At 39.9% G+C, this 20,298-nt stretch carries 18 protein-coding genes; 3 read left to right on the plus strand and 15 right to left on the minus strand.

All coding sequences use genetic code 11. The features are described 5' to 3' along the window. Positions 1 to 394 precede the first annotated feature (394 nt). Complete coding sequence (locus DKM50_07530; protein ID PZM79741.1) at positions 395 to 958, plus strand: hypothetical protein; 564 nt, start codon at positions 395 to 397, stop codon at positions 956 to 958. Positions 959 to 966: 8 nt separating this feature from the next. On the opposite strand, the gene DKM50_07535 is transcribed toward DKM50_07530, so the two are convergent. From DKM50_07535 to DKM50_07545, 3 genes are all read right to left on the minus strand, one after another. Next, positions 967 to 1,305, minus strand: a complete 339-nt coding sequence (locus DKM50_07535) for a hypothetical protein (GenBank protein PZM79742.1) — start codon at positions 1,303 to 1,305, stop codon at positions 967 to 969. Positions 1,306 to 1,402: 97 nt separating this feature from the next. Then, positions 1,403 to 2,020: a hypothetical protein gene (locus tag DKM50_07540; GenBank protein PZM79743.1), complete on the minus strand. Its 618-nt coding sequence runs from the start codon at positions 2,018 to 2,020 to the stop codon at positions 1,403 to 1,405. A 196-nt stretch (positions 2,021 to 2,216) separates the two neighbouring features. Continuing rightward, positions 2,217 to 4,106: an ABC transporter ATP-binding protein gene (locus DKM50_07545; protein PZM79744.1), complete on the minus strand. Its 1,890-nt coding sequence runs from the start codon at positions 4,104 to 4,106 to the stop codon at positions 2,217 to 2,219. A gap of 250 nt (positions 4,107 to 4,356) precedes the next feature. Here DKM50_07545 and DKM50_07550 point away from each other — a divergent pair, with 250 nt between their 5' ends. Next, a complete protein-coding gene (locus DKM50_07550) occupies positions 4,357 to 7,380 on the plus strand; it encodes a hypothetical protein (GenBank protein ID PZM79745.1) in 3,024 nt (1,007 codons plus the stop codon). A gap of 51 nt (positions 7,381 to 7,431) precedes the next feature. Then, positions 7,432 to 7,830, plus strand: a complete 399-nt coding sequence (locus tag DKM50_07555; GenBank protein ID PZM79746.1) for a response regulator — start codon at positions 7,432 to 7,434, stop codon at positions 7,828 to 7,830. A 13-nt stretch (positions 7,831 to 7,843) separates the two neighbouring features. Here DKM50_07555 and DKM50_07560 read toward each other — a convergent pair whose 3' ends face one another. From DKM50_07560 to DKM50_07615, 12 genes are all read right to left on the minus strand, one after another. Beyond that, on the minus strand, positions 7,844 to 8,350 hold the full coding sequence (locus tag DKM50_07560; GenBank protein ID PZM79747.1) for a hypothetical protein: 507 nt from the start codon (positions 8,348 to 8,350) through the stop codon (positions 7,844 to 7,846). A gap of 11 nt (positions 8,351 to 8,361) precedes the next feature. Further along, positions 8,362 to 8,736 (minus strand): response regulator, encoded by a 375-nt coding sequence (locus DKM50_07565; GenBank protein ID PZM79748.1) that lies wholly within the window; start codon positions 8,734 to 8,736, stop codon positions 8,362 to 8,364. 47 nt (positions 8,737 to 8,783) lie between these two features. Beyond that, positions 8,784 to 9,677, minus strand: coding sequence for a hypothetical protein (locus DKM50_07570; GenBank protein PZM79749.1), 894 nt, complete (start codon positions 9,675 to 9,677; stop codon positions 8,784 to 8,786). After that, a complete protein-coding gene (locus DKM50_07575) occupies positions 9,665 to 10,147 on the minus strand; it encodes a chemotaxis protein CheD (GenBank protein ID PZM79750.1) in 483 nt (160 codons plus the stop codon). The genes DKM50_07570 and DKM50_07575 overlap by 13 nt, the downstream gene beginning before the upstream one ends. 11 nt (positions 10,148 to 10,158) lie before the next feature. After that, the gene (locus tag DKM50_07580) at positions 10,159 to 11,220 is read right to left on the minus strand and encodes a chemotaxis response regulator protein-glutamate methylesterase (GenBank protein PZM79751.1); all 1,062 of its coding nucleotides are present in this window, start codon (positions 11,218 to 11,220) and stop codon (positions 10,159 to 10,161) included. A 29-nt stretch (positions 11,221 to 11,249) separates the two neighbouring features. Next, positions 11,250 to 12,110, minus strand: a complete 861-nt coding sequence (locus DKM50_07585; GenBank protein ID PZM79752.1) for a chemotaxis protein CheR — start codon at positions 12,108 to 12,110, stop codon at positions 11,250 to 11,252. Positions 12,111 to 12,185: 75 nt separating this feature from the next. Beyond that, positions 12,186 to 14,534 carry a hypothetical protein gene (locus DKM50_07590; GenBank protein PZM79753.1) on the minus strand — a complete coding sequence of 783 codons (2,349 nt, stop codon included), beginning with the start codon at positions 14,532 to 14,534 and terminating at the stop codon, positions 12,186 to 12,188. 306 nt (positions 14,535 to 14,840) lie between these two features. Continuing rightward, complete coding sequence (locus DKM50_07595) at positions 14,841 to 16,235, minus strand: MATE family efflux transporter (GenBank protein PZM79754.1); 1,395 nt, start codon at positions 16,233 to 16,235, stop codon at positions 14,841 to 14,843. A gap of 326 nt (positions 16,236 to 16,561) precedes the next feature. Next, positions 16,562 to 16,741, minus strand: coding sequence for a hypothetical protein (locus tag DKM50_07600; protein ID PZM79755.1), 180 nt, complete (start codon positions 16,739 to 16,741; stop codon positions 16,562 to 16,564). Positions 16,742 to 16,811: 70 nt separating this feature from the next. Next, positions 16,812 to 18,992: a hypothetical protein gene (locus DKM50_07605; GenBank protein PZM79756.1), complete on the minus strand. Its 2,181-nt coding sequence runs from the start codon at positions 18,990 to 18,992 to the stop codon at positions 16,812 to 16,814. A 436-nt stretch (positions 18,993 to 19,428) separates the two neighbouring features. Next, positions 19,429 to 19,695, minus strand: coding sequence for a type II toxin-antitoxin system RelE/ParE family toxin (locus DKM50_07610; protein ID PZM79758.1), 267 nt, complete (start codon positions 19,693 to 19,695; stop codon positions 19,429 to 19,431). Then, positions 19,676 to 19,909 carry a hypothetical protein gene (locus tag DKM50_07615; GenBank protein ID PZM79757.1) on the minus strand — a complete coding sequence of 78 codons (234 nt, stop codon included), beginning with the start codon at positions 19,907 to 19,909 and terminating at the stop codon, positions 19,676 to 19,678. The genes DKM50_07610 and DKM50_07615 overlap by 20 nt, the downstream gene beginning before the upstream one ends. Positions 19,910 to 20,298: the final 389 nt, after the last annotated feature.

Consider the following 20,298-nt stretch of genomic DNA (forward strand, 5'->3'; position numbering starts at 1 on the left):
TGGAGATGTTTTTTTATGATTACTTGATGCTAGCCTGTTTATTTTTTTAACTCACTAACTATTTCTGTTAACCTTTGCTCTTTATAATTAGAACTACTGCGCGTGACTCAAGACTACTTTACAAATAGCTGACCAGTGACTATACTGAATTACGCATTTTCCATTATCTGTAAGAACACCTCTTACTGAAAACGAACAAACCAAAATAAGGCTAAAGTTAAACCCACGTCAGCATATTGGAAATGCGAAGTTAAACCTATGATTACTCTCTTATTTCAGCAGAGAGCCAACAAACCTAAGGTACTAATTAACTAGATATTCCCTCTCAGAGAGGGTACAGTCAAAAATTAATAATCAATATACTTATATAGATACCCAAAAGGAGAAAATTAGTATGGTCTTCCAAATTTCTATGCTTCATCATGAAGTCTTTGAATATCTTATGAAAAGAAAGTCTCAAGATCAAGATTTCTTTTTCAGGCCTCGTATTGTTGATAGAGATAATCGGCTTGCAAAGGGATACTGGTTCTTAGGCGATGACAACTATCTGTCAGTATCTTTCTGGTCAGCAGGCGAAGCTTCAAACAAGACACCAAATATCTGTATAGAGATAACAAACAAACGAGAAACCAGGGTCATTTTGTCTGCCAAGGATTCTGAAGGAACAATCCCCTTTCTGCAGGAAACAGCAAACAAATGCACAGGATATCGAAAGATAAATAAATCTGCATGGCAAAAGAATTATCAAGGGATAGACTATCTTGCCCATCTTGAGTCATTTCTTAATGAAGACAAACCAATCATCGATAGTCTTATCGAGTCAATGGACCCTCCGGGAGTTGGTTTTTTGGATGACGCATTTCACGAACAATATGTCGGCAGGATCATTGATCAAAGAGCAAAAAGAAGACAAAGCTTCAATTCAAAGGCCCCGGTAGTCAGGAAAATATCGAAGTAGTCAGACAATTACCAGAACTTCAATTCGACATTTCCGCTGTTTATTACAAGGGACGCGTCAAACTTGTTACCCTTTTTACTGGTGAACCCTTTGATTTTATCAGTTTCCTTGAACATAAGTAATTGACGGACACGAGTTTTGTTTATTGATTTCCTTGCTATGACCTTCCAGATAACAAACTCGCAACGATTCTCATTATGCTTATTGCAACTATAACCCGACTGATTTTCTATAACATCTCCTCCGCAACGAGGACATGCACCTAATGATTTTTGTACTGGCCTGGCAAACTTCTTATGCTCCCCAGGTTCATTTTTTTTGAATAAATAAATTTCAGTTCTCCCTATCCCTTAAAATAAAGCTATATTTTTATCTCATATTTCAAAGCAAGGCCCACATCAACTCCATATTACAGCAGGTTTGGCAATAAACCACTTCAACTCATCAAGCCGCTGCAGATGTTGAGCTATTATCATCCACGATTTCTTTATAGATCGTTACAGCAGTTTTTCCTACCTGAGTAGTGTCATAAAACGAATAAAATGCCACCCCGGCAGCTCCTACAATTGGCAACCATCGACTTGCTGCCTTTCCACCAAGTTGCTGAGATATTTTAACTCCAATTTTTTCGAGCAAGCTCCTTGTAGCACTGAGCGATACCTGCTTAACAAAAACCCGCTCGCCTGCCCTTACTACAAAATCTCTAAAGGCTTGGCTCGCCGTATGCCTAAAAAGACAGTACAGCATCTGTTCTCTCAATATTAAAGCATCTTTGCCGTAGACTGCTGCAATATCAACAATCAACTGTGCCTGTATTTTCCATATGGATATTAAGTCAGGTAAAACAGTAGCAATCCCCAACGGTCCTATCGGTATTGCCAATGACCCGGATATCATCGCTGCATTAATGGATGCATCTTTAGTAATCTTCCTGCACTTTTCCTCCGGTTTATCGATAACCTTCGGCTGATTACTTGACGGTATTTCAGCTAGAAAATCCAGAATACCATTCACAATTCGAGAACCAGAGTTTTTAAGTTCCTTAACATCAAAATGATCCATGTTTACTCCTTACAACATAATGGGCGCCAGCCCTTTATAGTACACCATTACGGGGACGATATCAATCACAATAATCCGAATAATATATAATAGAAAATAGTGATAGAAAGTCACAGAAGCAGGTTAAAACTTACAAATGCAACTCGATACACCAAGTAATGCCAATAAAAATTGAGGAGCTTCTGAAGATATATTTTCAAACAAACTGTAAAAGGTATTCGTAACGATTCCATTTCGTTTCGAGCAACACTTCGATATCTTGAAGTCGCCGATTGGTATCTTCATAGGTTTTTGGGTCATACATCTGCGCACTGTAGATACTTTGTAATGTTTCTTTCTCAGCTTCCAGTCTTTCAATATCATTTTCAATAGAATCATATTCCTGCTGCTCTTTATACGAGAGCTTTTTTTTCACTGCAATGACTGTCTTTTTTGAAGCTTCGAATTCTATCTGTTTTTCTTCACGTTTCGTTTTTTCGATTTCGGCATCAAGCTCTTTCTTGAAATCAAGATAGTCGGTGTAATTGCCGGGATAGCCGGAAATAGTACCTTTACCGTCAAGGACAAACAGGTTATCGACAATACGGTCCATGAAATAACGATCATGGGAAACCACCAATACACAGCCGGAAAAATCAACCAGAAAATCTTCCAGCACCGACAAGGTTTTGATATCAAGATCATTCGTCGGTTCATCCAAAATGAGAAAGTTCGGGTTAGCGAAAAGTAAAGAAACCAGATGCAACCGTCTTTTCTCGCCCCCGGAAAGTTTGCCGATAGGGTTATAGAAACAAGCCGGCTGAAACAAAAATCGTTGCAATAGTTGAGTCGCGCTTAATGTATTGCCGTCATGCAGAGTAATATAGTTTCCGGACATTTTAATAAAATCCAAAACCTTCATACTATCATCGAGATGAATACTGCGTTGATCAAAATAAGCAAAATGAGTATTATCTCCCTTATCGACCGTTCCTGCATCCCTCGCAAGCGTCCCGGTAATCAGATTAAGAAGGGTAGATTTGCCCGAACCGTTCGCTCCTACCACACCTATCCGGTCACCTTTTTTAAACTTATACGAAAAAGATTTGATAATGGTTTTATCACCGAACGACTTGCTGATGCCGTCAAGTTCAAGGACCTTGCCACCAAGCCTTCTCCCCGCGACTCCCAGCTCAAACATTACATCTTTTTGAAGCTGTTTGCGGTCAAGCATTTCGTGAATGCGGGATGTCCTGGCTTTCTGCTTGGTAGCTCTGGCTTGAGGGCGACGATGCAGCCATTCCACCTCTGTACGAAGAATTGACCTGATCTTATCATCTTGGCGCATCAGTATACGTTCTTCTTCAGCTTTCTTTTCCAGATACTGTGAATAATTCCCCTGGTAGCTGAAAAAACTCTGGTTATTGATTTCATAAATATCGCTACAGACTTTATCAAGAAAATATCGGTCATGGGTTACCATCAAAATAGTCCGTTTCGTCTTTAAAAGCCGGTCTTCCAGCCACTCAATCGTATCGATATCCAAATGGTTCGTCGGTTCATCCAATAAAAGCAGCTCAGAATCGTCAAGCAACGCCTGGGCCAAAGCGACTTTTTTAATCATCCCGCCTGAAAGGGTTTCCATCGTAAGGTCAAGGTCATCGATACTCAGTTGAGCAAGAGTAGATCGGACTTCGTTTTCGTAGTCCCAGGCATTAAGCGCATCCATAAGCTGCATGCACTCGGTCATTCTTTTTTTTGTTTCCTCATTACTTTTCTTGTGAAGGTCAGCACAGCATTTTTCGTATTCTTTGATCGCCTGTATCTGAGGATTATTGCCGCTGAATATATGTTCCAGAACAGTGTTATCAGGATTATAAGAAGGGATTTGCCTCAGGAAGTTCATTCGAAGGTCCCGCTTTTTCATAATCGTTCCGCTTTCGATATTTTCACCACCGGACAGTATTTTGAGCAAGGTCGTTTTGCCGCAGCCGTTAACCCCGACAAGGGCAATCTTCTGCCCTTCGTTAATCCCGAAACTAGCATCTCGGAATAGAAGTTTTGCTCCTTGAGATTTGGATATTTTTTCTACAGATATTAAGTTCATGTCAACTCACTCCAGGACCTTGGACATCTCGTATGAAATGGCACACTATTCTACCACGCTCTCGCTTGTTTGATATAGTAAGTAATGACTCTGGGAAAGGAAATGGAATTATCAGGGTCAACGTAGGTGTGTGATTAATCAGGGGTCCGTATTAACCATATCTAAACCACCATTAATCCTGAGAAACCAACGCATTCATGCTATAATTAGACAAGTCATTCAAATATTTCCTATTAATCCGGGAGAATTCATGAAAATATTTGGGCATCGAATCCATCCTATTATTATCTTAGTTGGGATATTTTTTATTGTTACCCTCGATATTTTTAAGCATTTGCAAGAATTACTTTTTACGTCAGTAACAACAAATAGATCACACATTGTATCCGCGGTTTCGACTTCCCTGATTTTTGGTATCATTACTTTTTTGTGGTTCAAAAAACACAGGGCTCTAGTCAATAAATATAAGACAGCATTAAAGAATAAAGAGATTGCTGAATTTCAGCTTAAAAAGGCAAAAGAATTTTCCGAACAGATCTACGATATCACTCCCGGAGCCATTTTTACTGTTAATAACAATCAAGTTATCACCAGTTGGAACAAACGGGCAGGAGAAATAACCGGCTATAGTGCCCAAGAGATAATCGGAAAACATTGTACTTTTTTTTCACATAATCCCTGTAAAGAGACCTGTGGTCTGCTAAATAATGATGTGGGAAAACCCTACTATAATCGAGAATGTTCAGTCAGGCATAAAAACGGACACCTTCTTCTTATCAGCAAGAATGTAGATATTATCAAGGACAGTTACGGCACAGTTATCGGAGGAATTGAAACTTTTGACGATATAACCCATCGCAGGCTTAATGAAGAACGCATTCTCAGCCTCAATATCGCGGTAGAACAAAGTGCCAACACTATCATCATTACAGATACGGAAGGCCGAATTGAATATGTTAACCGCAAGTTCGCAGAGCTGACAGGATATGGGATTAACGAAGCAATCGGCCAAAACCCGCGTCTACTAAAGTCTGGAGAACACCCCAAAGAATATTATGAATCCTTATGGAATACCATTAAATCAGGAAAACAATGGCGAGGCGAATTTCATAACCAGAAAAAAAATGGAGCCCTATATTGGGAGACGGCTAGTATTGCTCCGATCTTCGATGCTCTAGGGAATATTAGAAGTTACATCGCCATCAAAGAAGATGTTACCGAAAAGAAACATGCTGAAGAGGCGTTACGAGAATCTGAACAAATGTACCGGAATCTTTTTGAGAATGCCGGAGATGGTATCTACATACATGATCTTTCCGGAGAATTCTTAGACGTAAACGAAATTGCCTGCAAAAAGTTGTCCTACAGCAAAAAAGAATTATTGTCTCTAGGGCCAAAAGATCTTATACCGCCTGAAAATGTACAGAATTATCCTGCCCGAGTGAAAGCAATCCTTGAAAACGGTTCTTCCCTATTCGAAAGCATACATGTCACCAAAGACGGACTAAAGATTCCGGTAGAGCTGAACACGCGGTTGATAGAATATAAAGGGCAAAAAGCCGTGCTAGCTATTGTACGGGATATTTCCGAACGAAAACAAATCCAGGAACGTATCCTTAAACTTAATGAAGAGCTGGAAAAGCGCGTTAATGAACGAACAAATCAATTGCTTAAGAGCAATAACGCGCTGATAGAACAAATATATGGATGCATTGTGGTAGAAAAAAATCTTATTAAAGCAAAGGAAGACGCTGAGATCGCCAACAGAGCTAAGAGCACGTTTCTTGCGAACATCAGTCATGAAATACGAACGCCCATGAACGGGATTATCGGAATGACCGAACTGCTCAAGCAGACAGAAATAAACTTGAATCAACAAGAATACGTAAATACTATAATGAGCAGCGCAGAAACTCTATTGAAATTAATAAATAGCATATTAGATATCTCAAAGATTGAAGCAGAAAAAATGTCTATCGAGACAGTCGTCTTTAACGTTAGGGATATGCTCGCAAATATCTACACTCAGATAATATACATGGCAAGTTCACGACACATCGATCTGTTTTTGCCTGTCGATCTGGCGATACCGGAAACCTTAGAAGGAGATTCCTTACGCATTTCCCAAATATTATTAAATCTTTTAGTTAATGCTTTAAAGTTTACAAAAGAAGGTTCGATAACGTTATCAGTACACATGGAAGAACATCCAAGCCATCCTGTAATCATTTTTGAAGTGACAGATACAGGAATTGGTATTCCGGCTGATAGAATAGAGTCAATATTCGAACCTTTCACACAAATCGATTCATCCACGGCTAAAGAGTACGAGGGAACCGGGCTAGGCCTCTCAATTTCAAAAAAACTTGCCGAGATGATGAATGGATCGATTTCCGTTCGGAGCGAAGAGATGAAAGGTTCCGTTTTCACATTTCGCATACCATTGCATATCCCAAATAGCTCTCAGGACGCGATAACGGCACTGGATCAATACTACACGTCAGAAAATCAAAATAAAGCTCTCAAAACCGATATTCACATTCTGGTTGCCGAAGATAACACCACAAACCAGAAAGTTGCCCAGTTGATGATAGAACAAATAGGCTATTCTCCGGTGATAGTTTCGAATGGTTTTGATGCACTCGCCGAACTGGAAAGAAAAACCTATGACCTGTTGCTCCTTGATATTCATATGCCGGTAATGGACGGATATGAAGTCATAAAAAAAATTAGATCCGGAAACAGTCCTAACAACAATATTCACATCATAGCTATAACGGCAAATGTGCTCGAAGGTGAGCGGGAACACTGCATAGCTATAGGAAGTAACGATTATCTAACGAAACCCATACATTACCAAAACTTCAAGAATACCCTTGATAAGTGGATTAATGCCGGGGATAGAGGAAGATATCCCGACCCGTCAGAACCGCAAATACCGGTACAGGTTTTTTCATATGAAGAGCTGTTAAGCCGTATGGGCGGTGACCGGGAGATCGTACGGGAGGTGATTGCCGCCTTTATTGAGGATGGGCCAAATCTCATAGAGAGAGTAAAATCATCAGCTGATCTCTACGATCAAAAGGCACTCAAGATAGCAGCGCATACACTAAAAGGAGCATCCAGTAATATCGGGGGAAGTAATCTCAGTGATTCTGCCTTAGCTCTTGAACAGGCCACCGAATCAGATAATTTGACAGACCTCGAACAAATGGTGCAGAATATAATCAATGATTACGACGTATTAATTTCTAAACTAAAGGAAATGACCTAGCAGCTGCCATGCCAATCGTATTTCGATTGATCGAATAAAGGGAGAACCACAATGAAAATATTGATCGTAGAAGATGATTTTACCAGCAGAAAAATGATGCGTTTGTTGCTAACTCCATATGGAGAAACTGATATATCGACCAACGGTAAAGAAGCTATTGATGTTTTTTCCACTGCCCTTGAGCAAGGAGATAAGTACGACCTCATTTGTCTCGATATTATGCTGCCTGAAATTGATGGTCATAACGTATTAAAACAAATAAGAGCATTTGAAAAAATTCACGGAATTGAAGGTCTTGATGGTGTAAAAGTTATTTTCACTACAGCGCTCGCAGATGCACAGAACGTTCGGAAGGCGTTTTTTGATAACCAGTGTGAGGCTTATCTGGTTAAGCCGATTAATAAGAAAAAACTACTTACTCAGATAGCAAAACTAGGATTTAAAATTTAATCAGCCAGTACCATTATCTGCTTCTATTGTTTTCGAAAAAATTGATAAGTTCTTTTCCTTTTATTGCAACAGGAAGAAGATTATTATTCACTGTATAAAAACGCTGTATCATGCTTGAAGTACCGGACACCTCTTCACACTGCTCCGTAATAGGCAAGCCTATAGTAAAATCCTGATCAAGAGGAAGAATAGTACGCATAAACTGCCCGGCTATAATATTCAGCATTTCGGAGACAGCATCTTTCACACGTTCCTTCTGAAGAGGATTATCTTCACTTGTCAGTCCGTATATACTATTTGTTAGCTCCTTCGCTAAGCTTTCGGTCACGAATATGACCATTTCACCTTTAATTGGTGTTTTGATTTTAATCTTTGAATAATAAAGATGAGCTTCACTTACCGGTAAAAAAGCCATTTTTTCAATATTATTTACAGCCTGTTGCAATAAGGCCCTGCTATCTTTTACAGGTTCAACTATTTCTGGACTATTTTGCTGTTGAGATGCATTTGTATTCCACATAAAACACCACCTTATTCAATAATTATTCCTCTGATAAAAGGAGCTATAGATGCAGGGGAGATCGGTTTGTTGATTACTGCTTTGGCCCCAATACTAAGTAATTCTTTCTCTTTGGTAACAGATCCGGCACTGCTGATAATAAAGACTTTAATATTGGATTTCCCAGGATCGGCTTTTATTTTTTTCAGGAGTTCTTCTCCTGTCATTTGCGGCATAAAATAATCGGTAAATACCAGATCAATTAGGTTCTTGTTCATCAGCTCAAGGGCCTGCAAACCGTTCTCAGCTTCAAGGAAATCGCAGCCTCGCAAACCAACAATTTCTAAACACCGTTTAATAAAACTTCTTGCCGTTGCCGAATCATCAACTATCAGTATTTTTTTCATAGCTATCCTTCTCTTTCTTTTTTTACCTAGCTATACTAGCGCAGCTGTTAAGCTTTAAAAAACTCATTTATTTTATTATACTCATCATCAGCTTTACTAATTATGCCATATAACTTTTCAGTAGATATATCATAAAAGTTTTTGTAATCCTGGTCCAATCGATATTGCAGGGAGTCAACGCCCGTTCCCATACCATATTCCATGGCGACAATATCACTCAAGTGAACGGCGTATACAATAGAAGCATAACATTGATCAACCATCTGCGGATTGTGATGATAAAAGATCACTTGCTGATAGAGTTCAGGCAAACCCCAGTGTTGGGCCAATAACCTTCCTGCTTCACAATGATTAATTGAAATCAAGGCTTCTTCCCGATCCAAAAACGTATGAACATCCAACACTCCATTAGCTTCCAGTACACCTGCTTCTGACAACAATCCTGAAATGACCATTTTTCCTATGTCATGAAGGATTCCCGCAGTGAAAACCTGGTTAGGGTCAGGAACTCTGTTGATTGCGGTCACAATAATTTCTTTGGCAATCAAGGCTGTCATTATGCTATGCTTCCATAGTTCACCTTCCAAACTAAGATACCCATCTAATGGAGAGTTATAAAAACCGTGTGCACAACTATCGACAGCCATGCCGATAATAGTTTTTTCACCTAAATATGGTATAGCTGCTTTTACCGAATCAAAGGTTCTTTTCAGTCCTAGGCTTGACGAGTTTGTCACCTTTAGGATTTTTGCCGTAAGCACAGGATCGTATTCTATAACCCGTGCTATTTCCTGGAAGGAATAATTCGGATTTCCGGTTATTTTCATAATTTGAAAAAAGCTCTTGGATACCGGGGGCAAGTCTTTTATTCTATCTATTATTTTATCGCTTATAGATTTCATAGTAGCGTTAACCTTTTGCAATATTTTTATAAATTCCACACACCTCTGCTGTGGCTCGATATTTCGATTAGTCCGGTATCAGTATAAGCGGTAACTGTCCTGCTATAATTATGTCCAACATCTTCTGCAACTGGTCCGGTACCCATCTGCCAGAGGATCTTTTTTATTGCAAGAATATTTCGATTGCCAATATCCATTGAATTATTGAGAACATTCGCTCCTCCGGCAATTTTAATGTACATATCCTGTATCTTCGTTAACGAACCTAACTCGCCCATTCGTCTATACAACGCGATAATTGCAGTGTCTGCGAAATATCCAGGCTTTGATTTACTCTTCTCAAAATCGATGGAAGCCTCCGGCAAGGCGATATGCGCCATTCCTATAGCCTCAGTCACCGGATCAAGCAGGATAACGGCAACACACGAGCCAAGTGCCAGAGTTTTGATCGCTACCCCTTTGGCTTTGCTGGCATTATAGTCACCGATACCAATCATCAAATTATTCATAGTATCCCATTCTATTTCATTTGTTCTAATAATTGCATAGTGGCTTCAGGGATATTTTGCAACGGTACAAGCTTTTCTGCTCCACCTTTTTCCCAAGCCACCTTAGGCATTCCGAATACAACACAGGTACTCTCATCCTGAGCCAGAGTCCTGGCACCGACATCGCGCATGGCTTTCATCCCGTCTGCGCCGTCTCCACCCATGCCGGTTAGCATAATCCCGATGGCATTATTCCCAACATGAGTTGCCGCAGACTGCATTAATACTTCAACTGACGGACAATGCCCGTTTACTTGTGGTCCATCAGAAACAGAAACCTGATAGATACCTCCGGAACGTATAATACGCATATGTTTACCGCCAGGAGCTATCAATACTCGCCCGGTTATAATTCTGTCTCCGTCACAAGCTTCGCGCACCTCCATTTGTGCCTGTGTATTGAGCCGTTCCGAAAACATTTTCGTGAACCCTGCAGGCATGTGCTGTACAATAACAATTCCCGGCATCAGTGGCGGAAATTCGGTTATAACTGATCTAATAGCTTCAGTCCCGCCGGTAGACGCACCAATAACGATTATTTTGTCAGTAGACTTGGCAAGGGCTTTTGAGTGATCAATATTCGATGCGATAGCCGATCTTTTCTCCGAACTTTTCCAATGCGATACATTAGCGATAGATGCTATTTTGATTTTAGTTCTTAACTCCATCATCATCGCATTAAGACCACGGTCTATGTTACTCGAAGGTTTGTGGACAAAATCAACTGCCCCGGCCTGAAGGGCATCGAGGGTAATCCTTTGTCCCTTTTCGGTAAGAGAGCTGACCATAACAACAGGAAGAGGGTACTGCGGCATTAACTTACGCAGAAATTCTACGCCGTCCATCCTGGGCATTTCTACATCCAGAGTAAGTACATCAGGTGTTAGTTTTGGTATCTTGTCAGCTGCGATATACGGATCGGCAGCCGTACCCACAACCTCTATATCCGGGTCTTTGGCAAGACCCGCTGCGAGGATATCCCTTACCAGCGCCATATCATCGATGATGAGAACTCTTATTTTTTTGTTTAGCATACTATCACCTCTGGGGCAGCCCCCCCTCGTCACTTCTTTCGGTACACCGAAGGCATAACGTATTTCAGATTGTCCTGGGTACGTCGCAAGCTTTCGGAATGACCGATAAACAAATACCCTCCAGGAACAAGAAAATCAGAAAAATTCTTAACAAGCTTTTCCCTCGTAGGCTGATCAAAATAGATCATAACATTACGGCAAAAAATTACCTGAAATTGCTTTTTGAAAGGGAAGTCACGGTTCATCAAATTAAACCTACGGAACGTAATCTCTTCTTTGAGTTTGTCGGTAACCTCCCAGATTTTTGGTTCTTTCAATTTTAAATATTTATTCCTTATAGCAAGAGGGACCTTTTCGATCTGTTCTGAAGTATACTTCCCGGTCTGCGCTATTTTGAGCACCTTTTCGGATATGTCGGTTGCCAATAGCCCGGAGTTCCATTGTCCATAAGCCGAACCCAAATGTTCCATTAAGCAGAACATGATTGTATATGCTTCTTCTCCAGTAGAGCAAGCAGCGCACCACATACGGATATCCTTATCGCGCACAGCCAATCTGCCGGTAAGTTCGGGGAGCACAGTCCTTGAAAAATAATCAAAATGGTCATTCTCACGGTAAAAGAAGGTGTAATTGGTAGAAATATTATCGATCAGCGAACTAAGTGCCTGGTAACCATTATTGCTTTTGAGATGATCTATATATTGGCTATAACTCGAATACCCATTGGTCCTCATATACTTTTGAAGTCGTCCCATTACCATCGATCGTTTTTCTTCCGACAGAATTATGCCAAAGCGATCATAGATCAAAGCCGTGATCTCATGATATTCCTGATCAGATATAGATATTCTCGTCAGTATTGACAGAGCTTCGTTATTTGGTTGATCCATGGTTTTAATCCCGGTTATCGGATATGAGCATTATAGGGGCGTACCAACGGCACGCCCGCACAGGAATCCAAATTATTAAAATTTACCGAAATTGTTATCATCCAGTGATATTACCGGTTTATTCGATGGACTGCCCCAGCCTTTGGCAGGCATTTTTTTCTTAGGTTGGACGGGCACATCCTGAGTCCGAGGGCCTTCACGGGATACGACAGTGTTTGAGAGCTTGAATTCATCGGTAAGCCTCTTCAAACTGATAGCTTGAGAAGATAACTCTTCAGCAGCTGACGCAGTCTCTTCGGCATTCGCTGTGTTCTGCTGGGTCACTTTGTCGATCTGTGACAGACCTTGATTGATCTGAATCACTCCCTCGGCTTGTTCGCTGGAAGCGGCGGCAATTTCCCCGACAATATCAGTCACCTTTACAATTCCGTTCACAATCTCTTTGAAAGATTCCGAGGTAATCTCCGCAATTGTAGTACCGGCTTTGACTTTGCTTATTGATGACTCGATCAGTTCCGCAGTCTCTTTGGCAGCTTTAGAGCTGCGCCCTGCCAGGTTCCTTACTTCGTCGGCAACTACGGCAAAGCCTTTTCCGTGCCGTCCCGCCCTGGCTGCTTCGACAGCTGCGTTAAGTGCCAGTAAGTTCGTTTGGAATGCGATTTCATCGATAACTTTGATAATTTTACTGATCTGCATACTACTATCGCTGATATCGCCCATGGCGGATACCATTTCTTTCATCTTACCCTGTCCGCTTTCGGCTGAACTTCTTACTGTCTTGGACAACGTATTCGCCTGATTCGCATTCTCAGCATTGATCTTGGTCTGCGAACCGATCTCAGCCATAGAACTCGTTATCTCCTCGAGTGATGAAGACTGTTCAGTAGCACCTTGAGACAGGGACTGGCTGGCATCAGATATCTGTTCGGCCCCGCTAGTCACTTGCTGCACCGTTTCGGCTACTACAGATAGTGATTTGTCGAGTTTGTCTGTCATTTTTGCCATGGCAATTATCAATTGATCGCTATCTGATCTCGCTTGTAGCTTTGTAGTGAGATTTCCTTCTGCTATTTCATTCGCAGCCTCAACAAGCATTTTTTGGGCAGTGGTAAGTGTGTTAAGCGCGCCTGCAATCATCGAAAAATTATTTTTTACACCAGCGGTATCTACATCTCCTTCACCTACCTCCAGGTTAAAAGAGATATCCCCTTTAGCCAAGTTATCCAAGGCCTTAATTAATCGGCTCACCTCTTGACTTTGGTACTCAGCTACTTTACTTGAAGCTTTCATCACTTTTTTTATTTCTGTTTGATCAGAAATTATTTCCAAGGCGCCGATTATTTTGCCATCAGAGTTTTTGATCGGCTTACCGGAATAAGAGATTTCCAAATTATGTTTACCCGGATGCGCATCCGTCTCGCTCGTCGCCAGATGACCCTCTTTCATTGCCCTTGCACAAGCACATCTCTCTGTATTACAATCGGAAGTTTTAAAATGAGTATAGCATTTAGTTCCAACTATTTGATTTTTGGGCAGCCCTATAATATCTATAATGATTTGATTAACATATTTTATGGTAAAATCAGTATTTATAATGAATGTTGGCGTCGGAATAGAGTCAATATGACCAACAAGGGAATCGATAGTTACATTTACTCCTTCGATTAGAGGTCGAAACTCGAAATTGATTGACCTAACATCTGCCCTCTCGTCAATATTCCCACTAATTGCTGCATTTATAAGTTTTTCCATTTCCGCCATAAAACCGCTGATAATCTTTTTATAGGTAACCGTTAGGTAAATGGCAACAGCTATTGATATTATTGACGCTATTATCAAGAGGATAAAGGATTCGGCACTGCTACTTTTGGCTGTTTTATCGTTACTTTCAGCAGTTAGCTTGGCATCATTGATCTTGTCAACAACAATCATATCCAGAGCTTCCTGAACCGCTTTGACTATTTCTTTTGTTTTCGGGGTTGCGGTTAGCTGCTTTGCTCCTTCCAGGTTTCCCTCGCTCGCAAGTGCAGCTATTGCATCGTATACCTTATTATACCGTACCATTTCATCTTTAAAATTTTTCAGCTTTTCTGCATCAACAGCATCGATAAGAGTTGTGCTATATTTATTAAGGGCAGCCTCTAACTGTGATCTAAACACAGAAGTTCTATCATTTAATGCATATTTTTCTGCATCTGTACTTGACAACATTAAAGCTCGCAGATTAATCCTTATGTCGTTATAGATGCCGACAATATGCACCATATCACCTAGTGGGACAGTTATCCTCTCATAAAGGAGTTTATCTTGTTTATTGATCTTATTAATGTTGCTTATGGAGAAAAGGCTTATCCCTATAACAAAAAAAGTCAATACTCCTAGCGCTACCTGTATTTTTGTGGCCATTTTAATCTGCATAACCATCTAAGATTCTCCTTTATATAAAAAATTTCAGAAAATAATTTTGATCTTCTTATCACAGAGCAGTTTTTGGATGCCAAGAATGAGCTTGACCTTCCCTACAACTTTTTTACCGGTATCTATTAACACTTTGTGCTGCATCTATTTTGAGTCGGGAATCAATTACGAAATTCTATTTTTCCTATAATAACGATGATAGCATTTTTGTTATATTGAAATCCAATGAGATTTTTAAATAAGAGTAGATGTTGACACATAACATGTACGACACCTATCTAAAACAAACAGATATACAGGGAAATTTTAATGCTATGTCGGATTAGATATCTGAAATTCAGGAGCTTTTGCCTGATTCTGGGTATGATGCTTGTCTTTGAGGTTTGCAAGCTCCATTATCAGCCATATTGCAGTGATGACAGACGAGCCAAAGTCCGAGAGCGGACCGGCATACCAGACACCATCAAGGCCGTAGAAGCGGGGAAGTATAAAGAGTGCCGGAATAAGGAAAATAAGCTGTCGTGCCAAACTAAGGAACATAGCCTGCTTAGGCTTGCCTACTGCCTGAAAATAATTCGCGCTAACAATCTGAAATCCGACAATCGGCAGCATTAAAAGAAATAGGTTCATGCCGTGAGTCCCAATGGCTAGCAATGAAGCATCGTTCCTACTGAACATATGTATTAATTGTTCCGGAAAAAACCTGGTCACAACAAAGCCCGTCACCGTCAGCGCAGATGCCGCAAGGATGCCTAGCTGGAGCGTCTGTTTAACCCGGTCGAATTTCTTAGCCCCGTAATTATAGCCGATGATAGGCTGTATTCCCTGGTTGATTCCAAATATCGGCATCATGAACAAGATCATTATACTAAAAATAATACCCATAGCCGAAATAGCCGTGTCACCGCCATAGATCGAAAGCTGGTTATTCATGACTGCGTTAAGCACACTCGCAACAATCTGCATCAAAAAAGGGGCCGAGCCTATAGCAATAATTTTAAGTACAATTACCCGATCAAGCCTGAGGTTTTTCTTTCGGACCTTCAGAACGCTGCTGCCTCCAAGGAAATAATACATTACCCATAAGGACGAGACCATCTGAGCACTCACGGTGGCAAGCGCCGAACCGACAATACCCATGTGAAGCCAAAAGATAAAGATTGGACACAATAAAACATTAAGCAAAGCACCGACAAGCATTGTCAGCATAGCAATCTTCGGGTTACCTTCTCCCCGTATAAAATTGTTCATACCAAAAGAAAAGCTCTGAAATATGCTCCCGACAAGAATTACCGAGGTAAATGCACGGGCATAAGGAAGAACTGCCGCACTTGCACCAAAAAACTTCAGTAACGGATCAAGAAATAATAGACCAAAACCAGATAACCCGGCTGAAATAATAACAAACAGTATAACTGCGTTACCCAATATTTTCTCGGCTTCCTCTTTCTTTCCGGCACCGAGGTTAATTGAGATGAGTGAGTTTGCTCCCAGCCCTACCAGCATTCCAAATGCCATCATGATCAGCATTACCGGGAATGCGACCGTTACAGCTGCAATTCCAATAGAACCTACGGCCCTGCCGATAAAGATCCGGTCAACAATATTGTACATCGCTTGTACCAGCATACCTGTGATTGCCGGCACGGAGAATTTGAGCAGTAATGATGCGATGCTAGCTTCACCTAGTTTTCTTGAGTGATCCATGAGATGCAATCCTTTATGTTTTATTTATTGATAGCTTCTGATTACTGATTCGGCTATGAAATACCCGGAAACTTCTTGGGGGAAGTGAAATCTTAAAGGCTATCAAATTTTATCGAATAATTAATCCTTTGAATTCTAGCATTATTGAATAGAGCGAGCAAGCTAAATGATAGTGATATCTGGTTATTTTTTTGCATGGTCGTTGACTCTTTTATTAAGCTGCTATAAGGTCAATATAATAATTATATTAAATTGAAATAAATGCAGTAGGTTAAGCAAAAACAGGTGCTTGACGTTGAGTCCGTTTCGACTATAATGCGCGGTAGCTAGCTGGTATCCACTTTGAGTAGTTCCGGGTTACGGTCTGGAAAGAAAGAAGTGGATATCTTTTTTTTGCCTTTTTTTGTTTTGTTTTTCCTCTTTTTGCCTGTTTCTATGAAGGTTTTTTCAATTAAATTGTAGATATCAGAACGCTGCCGCTCCTTGACCCCATAAGACTGTGTCACTATGAGTGTCCTTTTCAAAAAAGAACTCATTTACTGTGACACCCACCAGGCATAAAGGTGGTCAACCAAATTATTTCTGTTTCCAGGCTCTGACTACATCAGCAGCTGAGGCTCGAATCCCATGTTCCCATAAGGTTTTTTTCTCATAGTATACGATATGAACATCCTGCATAGACCGCATATTCGAACTATAACCATATATATCAAATTCTTGTCTCTGCAAAAGAATATTACGAGATGTGTCAAAGCTCCATACATCGTCGCATCTTTTGTACTCACTAATCGGGGGATGTTGTCGGACAAAGTCAAGCAGGACTTGCGGTAGGTTTTTATCACCATTACTACTCTGATCATTGATCCCTTGAATTGTTATCCAAGGAGGTATCGTAAGAGGATTAGACGCAATATCATTTTCCCAGCGAGACGATTGTTCATCGGAGTTTACCTTCTGAAAACCCAAATTTTTATACACGTCTCTGGCAGGTGCGTTTCTGCCAGTATCTTTATAGGTACCAATTAATACTCGGATATCCTTATGTTTATAACTAATATATCCCAAGATGGCAGCTTCAATTGTCAGATGGGCAGCACGACAGCTGACATAAAAACTGTCTATCTCCCAGATATCAGGGCTTTGAGTCTTTTTCAATATGACTGCTGCAACAATACCATTATCATCAAAGCAATCGGAATAATTAACTGCCAATACTTTGTAGTCTTTATTATTTAATATATCAGTAATATCTGCCTCAGAATATCGGATTCCTGTTACATTGAACTGATTAGTACGCTGTGATAGTTGTGCTATACGTGCTTTTCTATCGTAAGAATCGTCTGCTTCATGAATAGCAAGGTTCATTTCAAGTGCATACAAATAGTCAGATTGATCACTCAACTGCTCCCGGAGTTTTTCTCTTCGATCCCGGCTCTGATATAATTCGGTTCTAGCCATATCTTCTTGTGTGACAGGATCACCCGTAGTAACAACAGCAGAAGCTAATGCGCGAATCAAACTAGAAGGGTCATCAGATACTTCCGGTACCGTAACACTGGGAGTCACATGTCGGACAGCTATCCGTTCATGCGAACTGTTATCGATAAATACCATATTTGTTGGACTGATATTCAATTCATGGGCAATTGTTGTGATATTTTCACCTTTGTTGTCCCAATTAGCTTGAATATTTGCAAAATCGCTTTCACGAAGCAGCATATCCGGATGATTATTGAGAACAAGCAGTACATTTGCCAATTCATTTTTACTATTGATAGCAAGAAGAATTCCCTGAGATTTGAGGATTTTTAGCTGCTGCTGGAATTCCTTATGTTGCTCCGTCACGTGAACGCCAGAGATACCTTCCTCCCCAATTGCACCCTTCCATAAGGTCCCATCACAGTCCACTACGATGCATTTTGTGATCGTGTTTACCTGTGGTATCAAGCCTGCTCTGGCAAATATTTCAACAAGCATCACTTCATCAATATCAAGAAGGATTTTATTAGCATCAGGCATGGTGGTCTCTTCTGGATTAGCCAATGTGCCGGCTACTAGCTGTTTTAAAATATCCCAATTTTTTATAAAATCATCCATACGATATTCCTGTGAGTAATCACCATAACAATCACTATATAATTCTAGCGCTTCTTTATAATATCCTAACGATTGAAGGCAATCTGCAATGTTACTTCTGATAAAACAGCTTTCATAGTTCCCCAGAAATTTTTTTTTAAGGATTAATGCGAGTTCAGAGGACTTTTCTTTTTCTCCAATCATAATTAATTGTTCAAGAACACGAATTCTAATCCACGGATCGGGTGTATTAGTCATATTCATTAATTCTTTTATCATCCTTAACTGGCCAAATATTTTCGCGATTCCAGATAATACATCTAGGGTTTCTTCATTATAGTTAGCAAGTAATTCTTCTTCGGATCTAATATAGAGTTTGTTCCCTAATACTCCATAACCTGCAAGATGACCGGGCTTTAGGTATTCAGCGCGAAAAAGCTTGGTTAGAAGATCTATTAATTGTTTATTAGTAAATATGCTAATGGTTGTTATTGCTTTTGCAGGATCGGATGGATTAAGTAATCCCTTTAGGAGTTCTAATTGTGATAGAGCTTCTGGAAATAGATCTTCTCTTTGTGATAAATATTGGAAGAGTGTTTGTAAATCGATAAGTGATCGAGCCTCAATTGTGCTTGGGTGACATATTGAAGGTATAGCTACCAATTTTGCGTACATATTCATAACTACTCTATCTCCTTAATTATATTCGATAATATATCGTATTATTACAAAAATATTTTCATCGATTTAATATGTGCGGCCAATATAATAATGATAGCATTATTAAAATTATGCGGTAAATTGCGTGCGTAAAAACGGGTGCTTGACGTTGAGGCCGTTTCGACTATAATGCGCGGTAGCTAGCTGGTATCCACTTTGAGTAGTTCCGGGTTACGGTCTGGAAAGAAAGAAGTGGATATCTTTTTTTTGCCTTTTTTTGTTTTGTTTTTCCTCTTTTTGCCTGTTTCTATGAAGGTTTTTTCAATTAAATTGTAGATATCAGAACGCTGCCGCTCCTTGACCTCGGCTTAAAGGTGGTAATACAACCACCTTCCGGGCTATGATTTGTAGATGAAGGGTTGTGGGTTTGATTCTATTTTTTGGTAGTTGGTAGTTTTTAGTTTAAATCCCTATAAAAATTCTCGTGAGAACCAACCATTTCAAGTAATACAGTATTTTGATCTATTAACCGATAAGCTAACAACAACTGAAGAGTCTGAATTTTAAATTTGTACACCCGAATACCAGCTAAATCACCCTTTTTTTCTTGCCCTATCCGGGTGTCATTGCAAACAAGCCTGATTGCATCATTAACTTCTGATCGTACATTATCAGGCAATTTTTTATACTTCTTTTTGAATTGATTAGTTTGTAATATCTGTATCAAATTTGAACTCCGTATATTCTTTGTTCTCAAATTCTGCTTCACTAATTAAAAGGTCTTCAATAAAACTTATATGCAAATCGGGATTTTCTTTCACCATTTTCCCTAATTTAGCCCAGTATTCAATTTGACCGGCAATCGATCTATGTTCAGCTTGTCCTATAATTTTCGCTTTTTTATATAAATCATCAGAAATTTTTACTGCACTAGACATATACTCATCTCCTTTCTTTCTATTTTATTATACAACCTAATACAACCTAATGCAACTAAATGGAACTTTTTGGTTTTGTTTTGTTTTGCTCCAGGAATATGATCAGGCTTTTGCAGATATCTATATGTTAATTGTTTGGTGGTTGATTGAGGGGTTTTGAATGTGGGTGATGGTTTCGACCGTTATATTTTGATCAATAAAAAACTACGTTGTTTGTCATTCCTGTGAAGACAGGAATCCATCTTTTTCTTTGCTTGGTTTTTTTGAAATTTTATTTGGGATAGTGTTTAATGAACCTCCCCGGACTAAAAGTCCGAGGTATCGATTGCGCTAACCAGCTTCAAACAATGCCAGTTGCTCTTTGCTAACATAAATCGGCTCGTAATTCT

The sequence above is a fragment of the Candidatus Margulisiibacteriota bacterium genome (genome assembly GCA_003242895.1).
GTDB lineage: Bacteria > Margulisbacteria > Riflemargulisbacteria > GWF2-39-127 > GWF2-39-127 > GWF2-39-127.

What these genes read in the sequence shown, in the direction of transcription:
- DKM50_07595 (PZM79754.1), bottom strand. Translation starts at nt 16,235, where the DNA reads ATGGATCACTCAAGAAAACTAGGTGAAGCTAGCATCGCATCATTACTG.
- DKM50_07615 (PZM79757.1), bottom strand. Translation starts at nt 19,909, where the DNA reads ATGTCTAGTGCAGTAAAAATTTCTGATGATTTATATAAAAAAGCGAAA.
- DKM50_07585 (PZM79752.1), bottom strand. Translation starts at nt 12,110, where the DNA reads ATGGATCAACCAAATAACGAAGCTCTGTCAATACTGACGAGAATATCT.
- DKM50_07590 (PZM79753.1), bottom strand. Translation starts at nt 14,534, where the DNA reads ATGGTTATGCAGATTAAAATGGCCACAAAAATACAGGTAGCGCTAGGA.
- DKM50_07580 (PZM79751.1), bottom strand. Translation starts at nt 11,220, where the DNA reads ATGCTAAACAAAAAAATAAGAGTTCTCATCATCGATGATATGGCGCTG.
- DKM50_07560 (PZM79747.1), bottom strand. Translation starts at nt 8,350, where the DNA reads ATGTGGAATACAAATGCATCTCAACAGCAAAATAGTCCAGAAATAGTT.
- DKM50_07530 (PZM79741.1), top strand. Translation starts at nt 395, where the DNA reads ATGGTCTTCCAAATTTCTATGCTTCATCATGAAGTCTTTGAATATCTT.
- DKM50_07575 (PZM79750.1), bottom strand. Translation starts at nt 10,147, where the DNA reads ATGAATAATTTGATGATTGGTATCGGTGACTATAATGCCAGCAAAGCC.
- DKM50_07555 (PZM79746.1), top strand. Translation starts at nt 7,432, where the DNA reads ATGAAAATATTGATCGTAGAAGATGATTTTACCAGCAGAAAAATGATG.
- DKM50_07550 (PZM79745.1), top strand. Translation starts at nt 4,357, where the DNA reads ATGAAAATATTTGGGCATCGAATCCATCCTATTATTATCTTAGTTGGG.
- DKM50_07605 (PZM79756.1), bottom strand. Translation starts at nt 18,992, where the DNA reads ATGAATATGTACGCAAAATTGGTAGCTATACCTTCAATATGTCACCCA.
- DKM50_07545 (PZM79744.1), bottom strand. Translation starts at nt 4,106, where the DNA reads ATGAACTTAATATCTGTAGAAAAAATATCCAAATCTCAAGGAGCAAAA.
- DKM50_07540 (PZM79743.1), bottom strand. Translation starts at nt 2,020, where the DNA reads ATGGATCATTTTGATGTTAAGGAACTTAAAAACTCTGGTTCTCGAATT.
- DKM50_07565 (PZM79748.1), bottom strand. Translation starts at nt 8,736, where the DNA reads ATGAAAAAAATACTGATAGTTGATGATTCGGCAACGGCAAGAAGTTTT.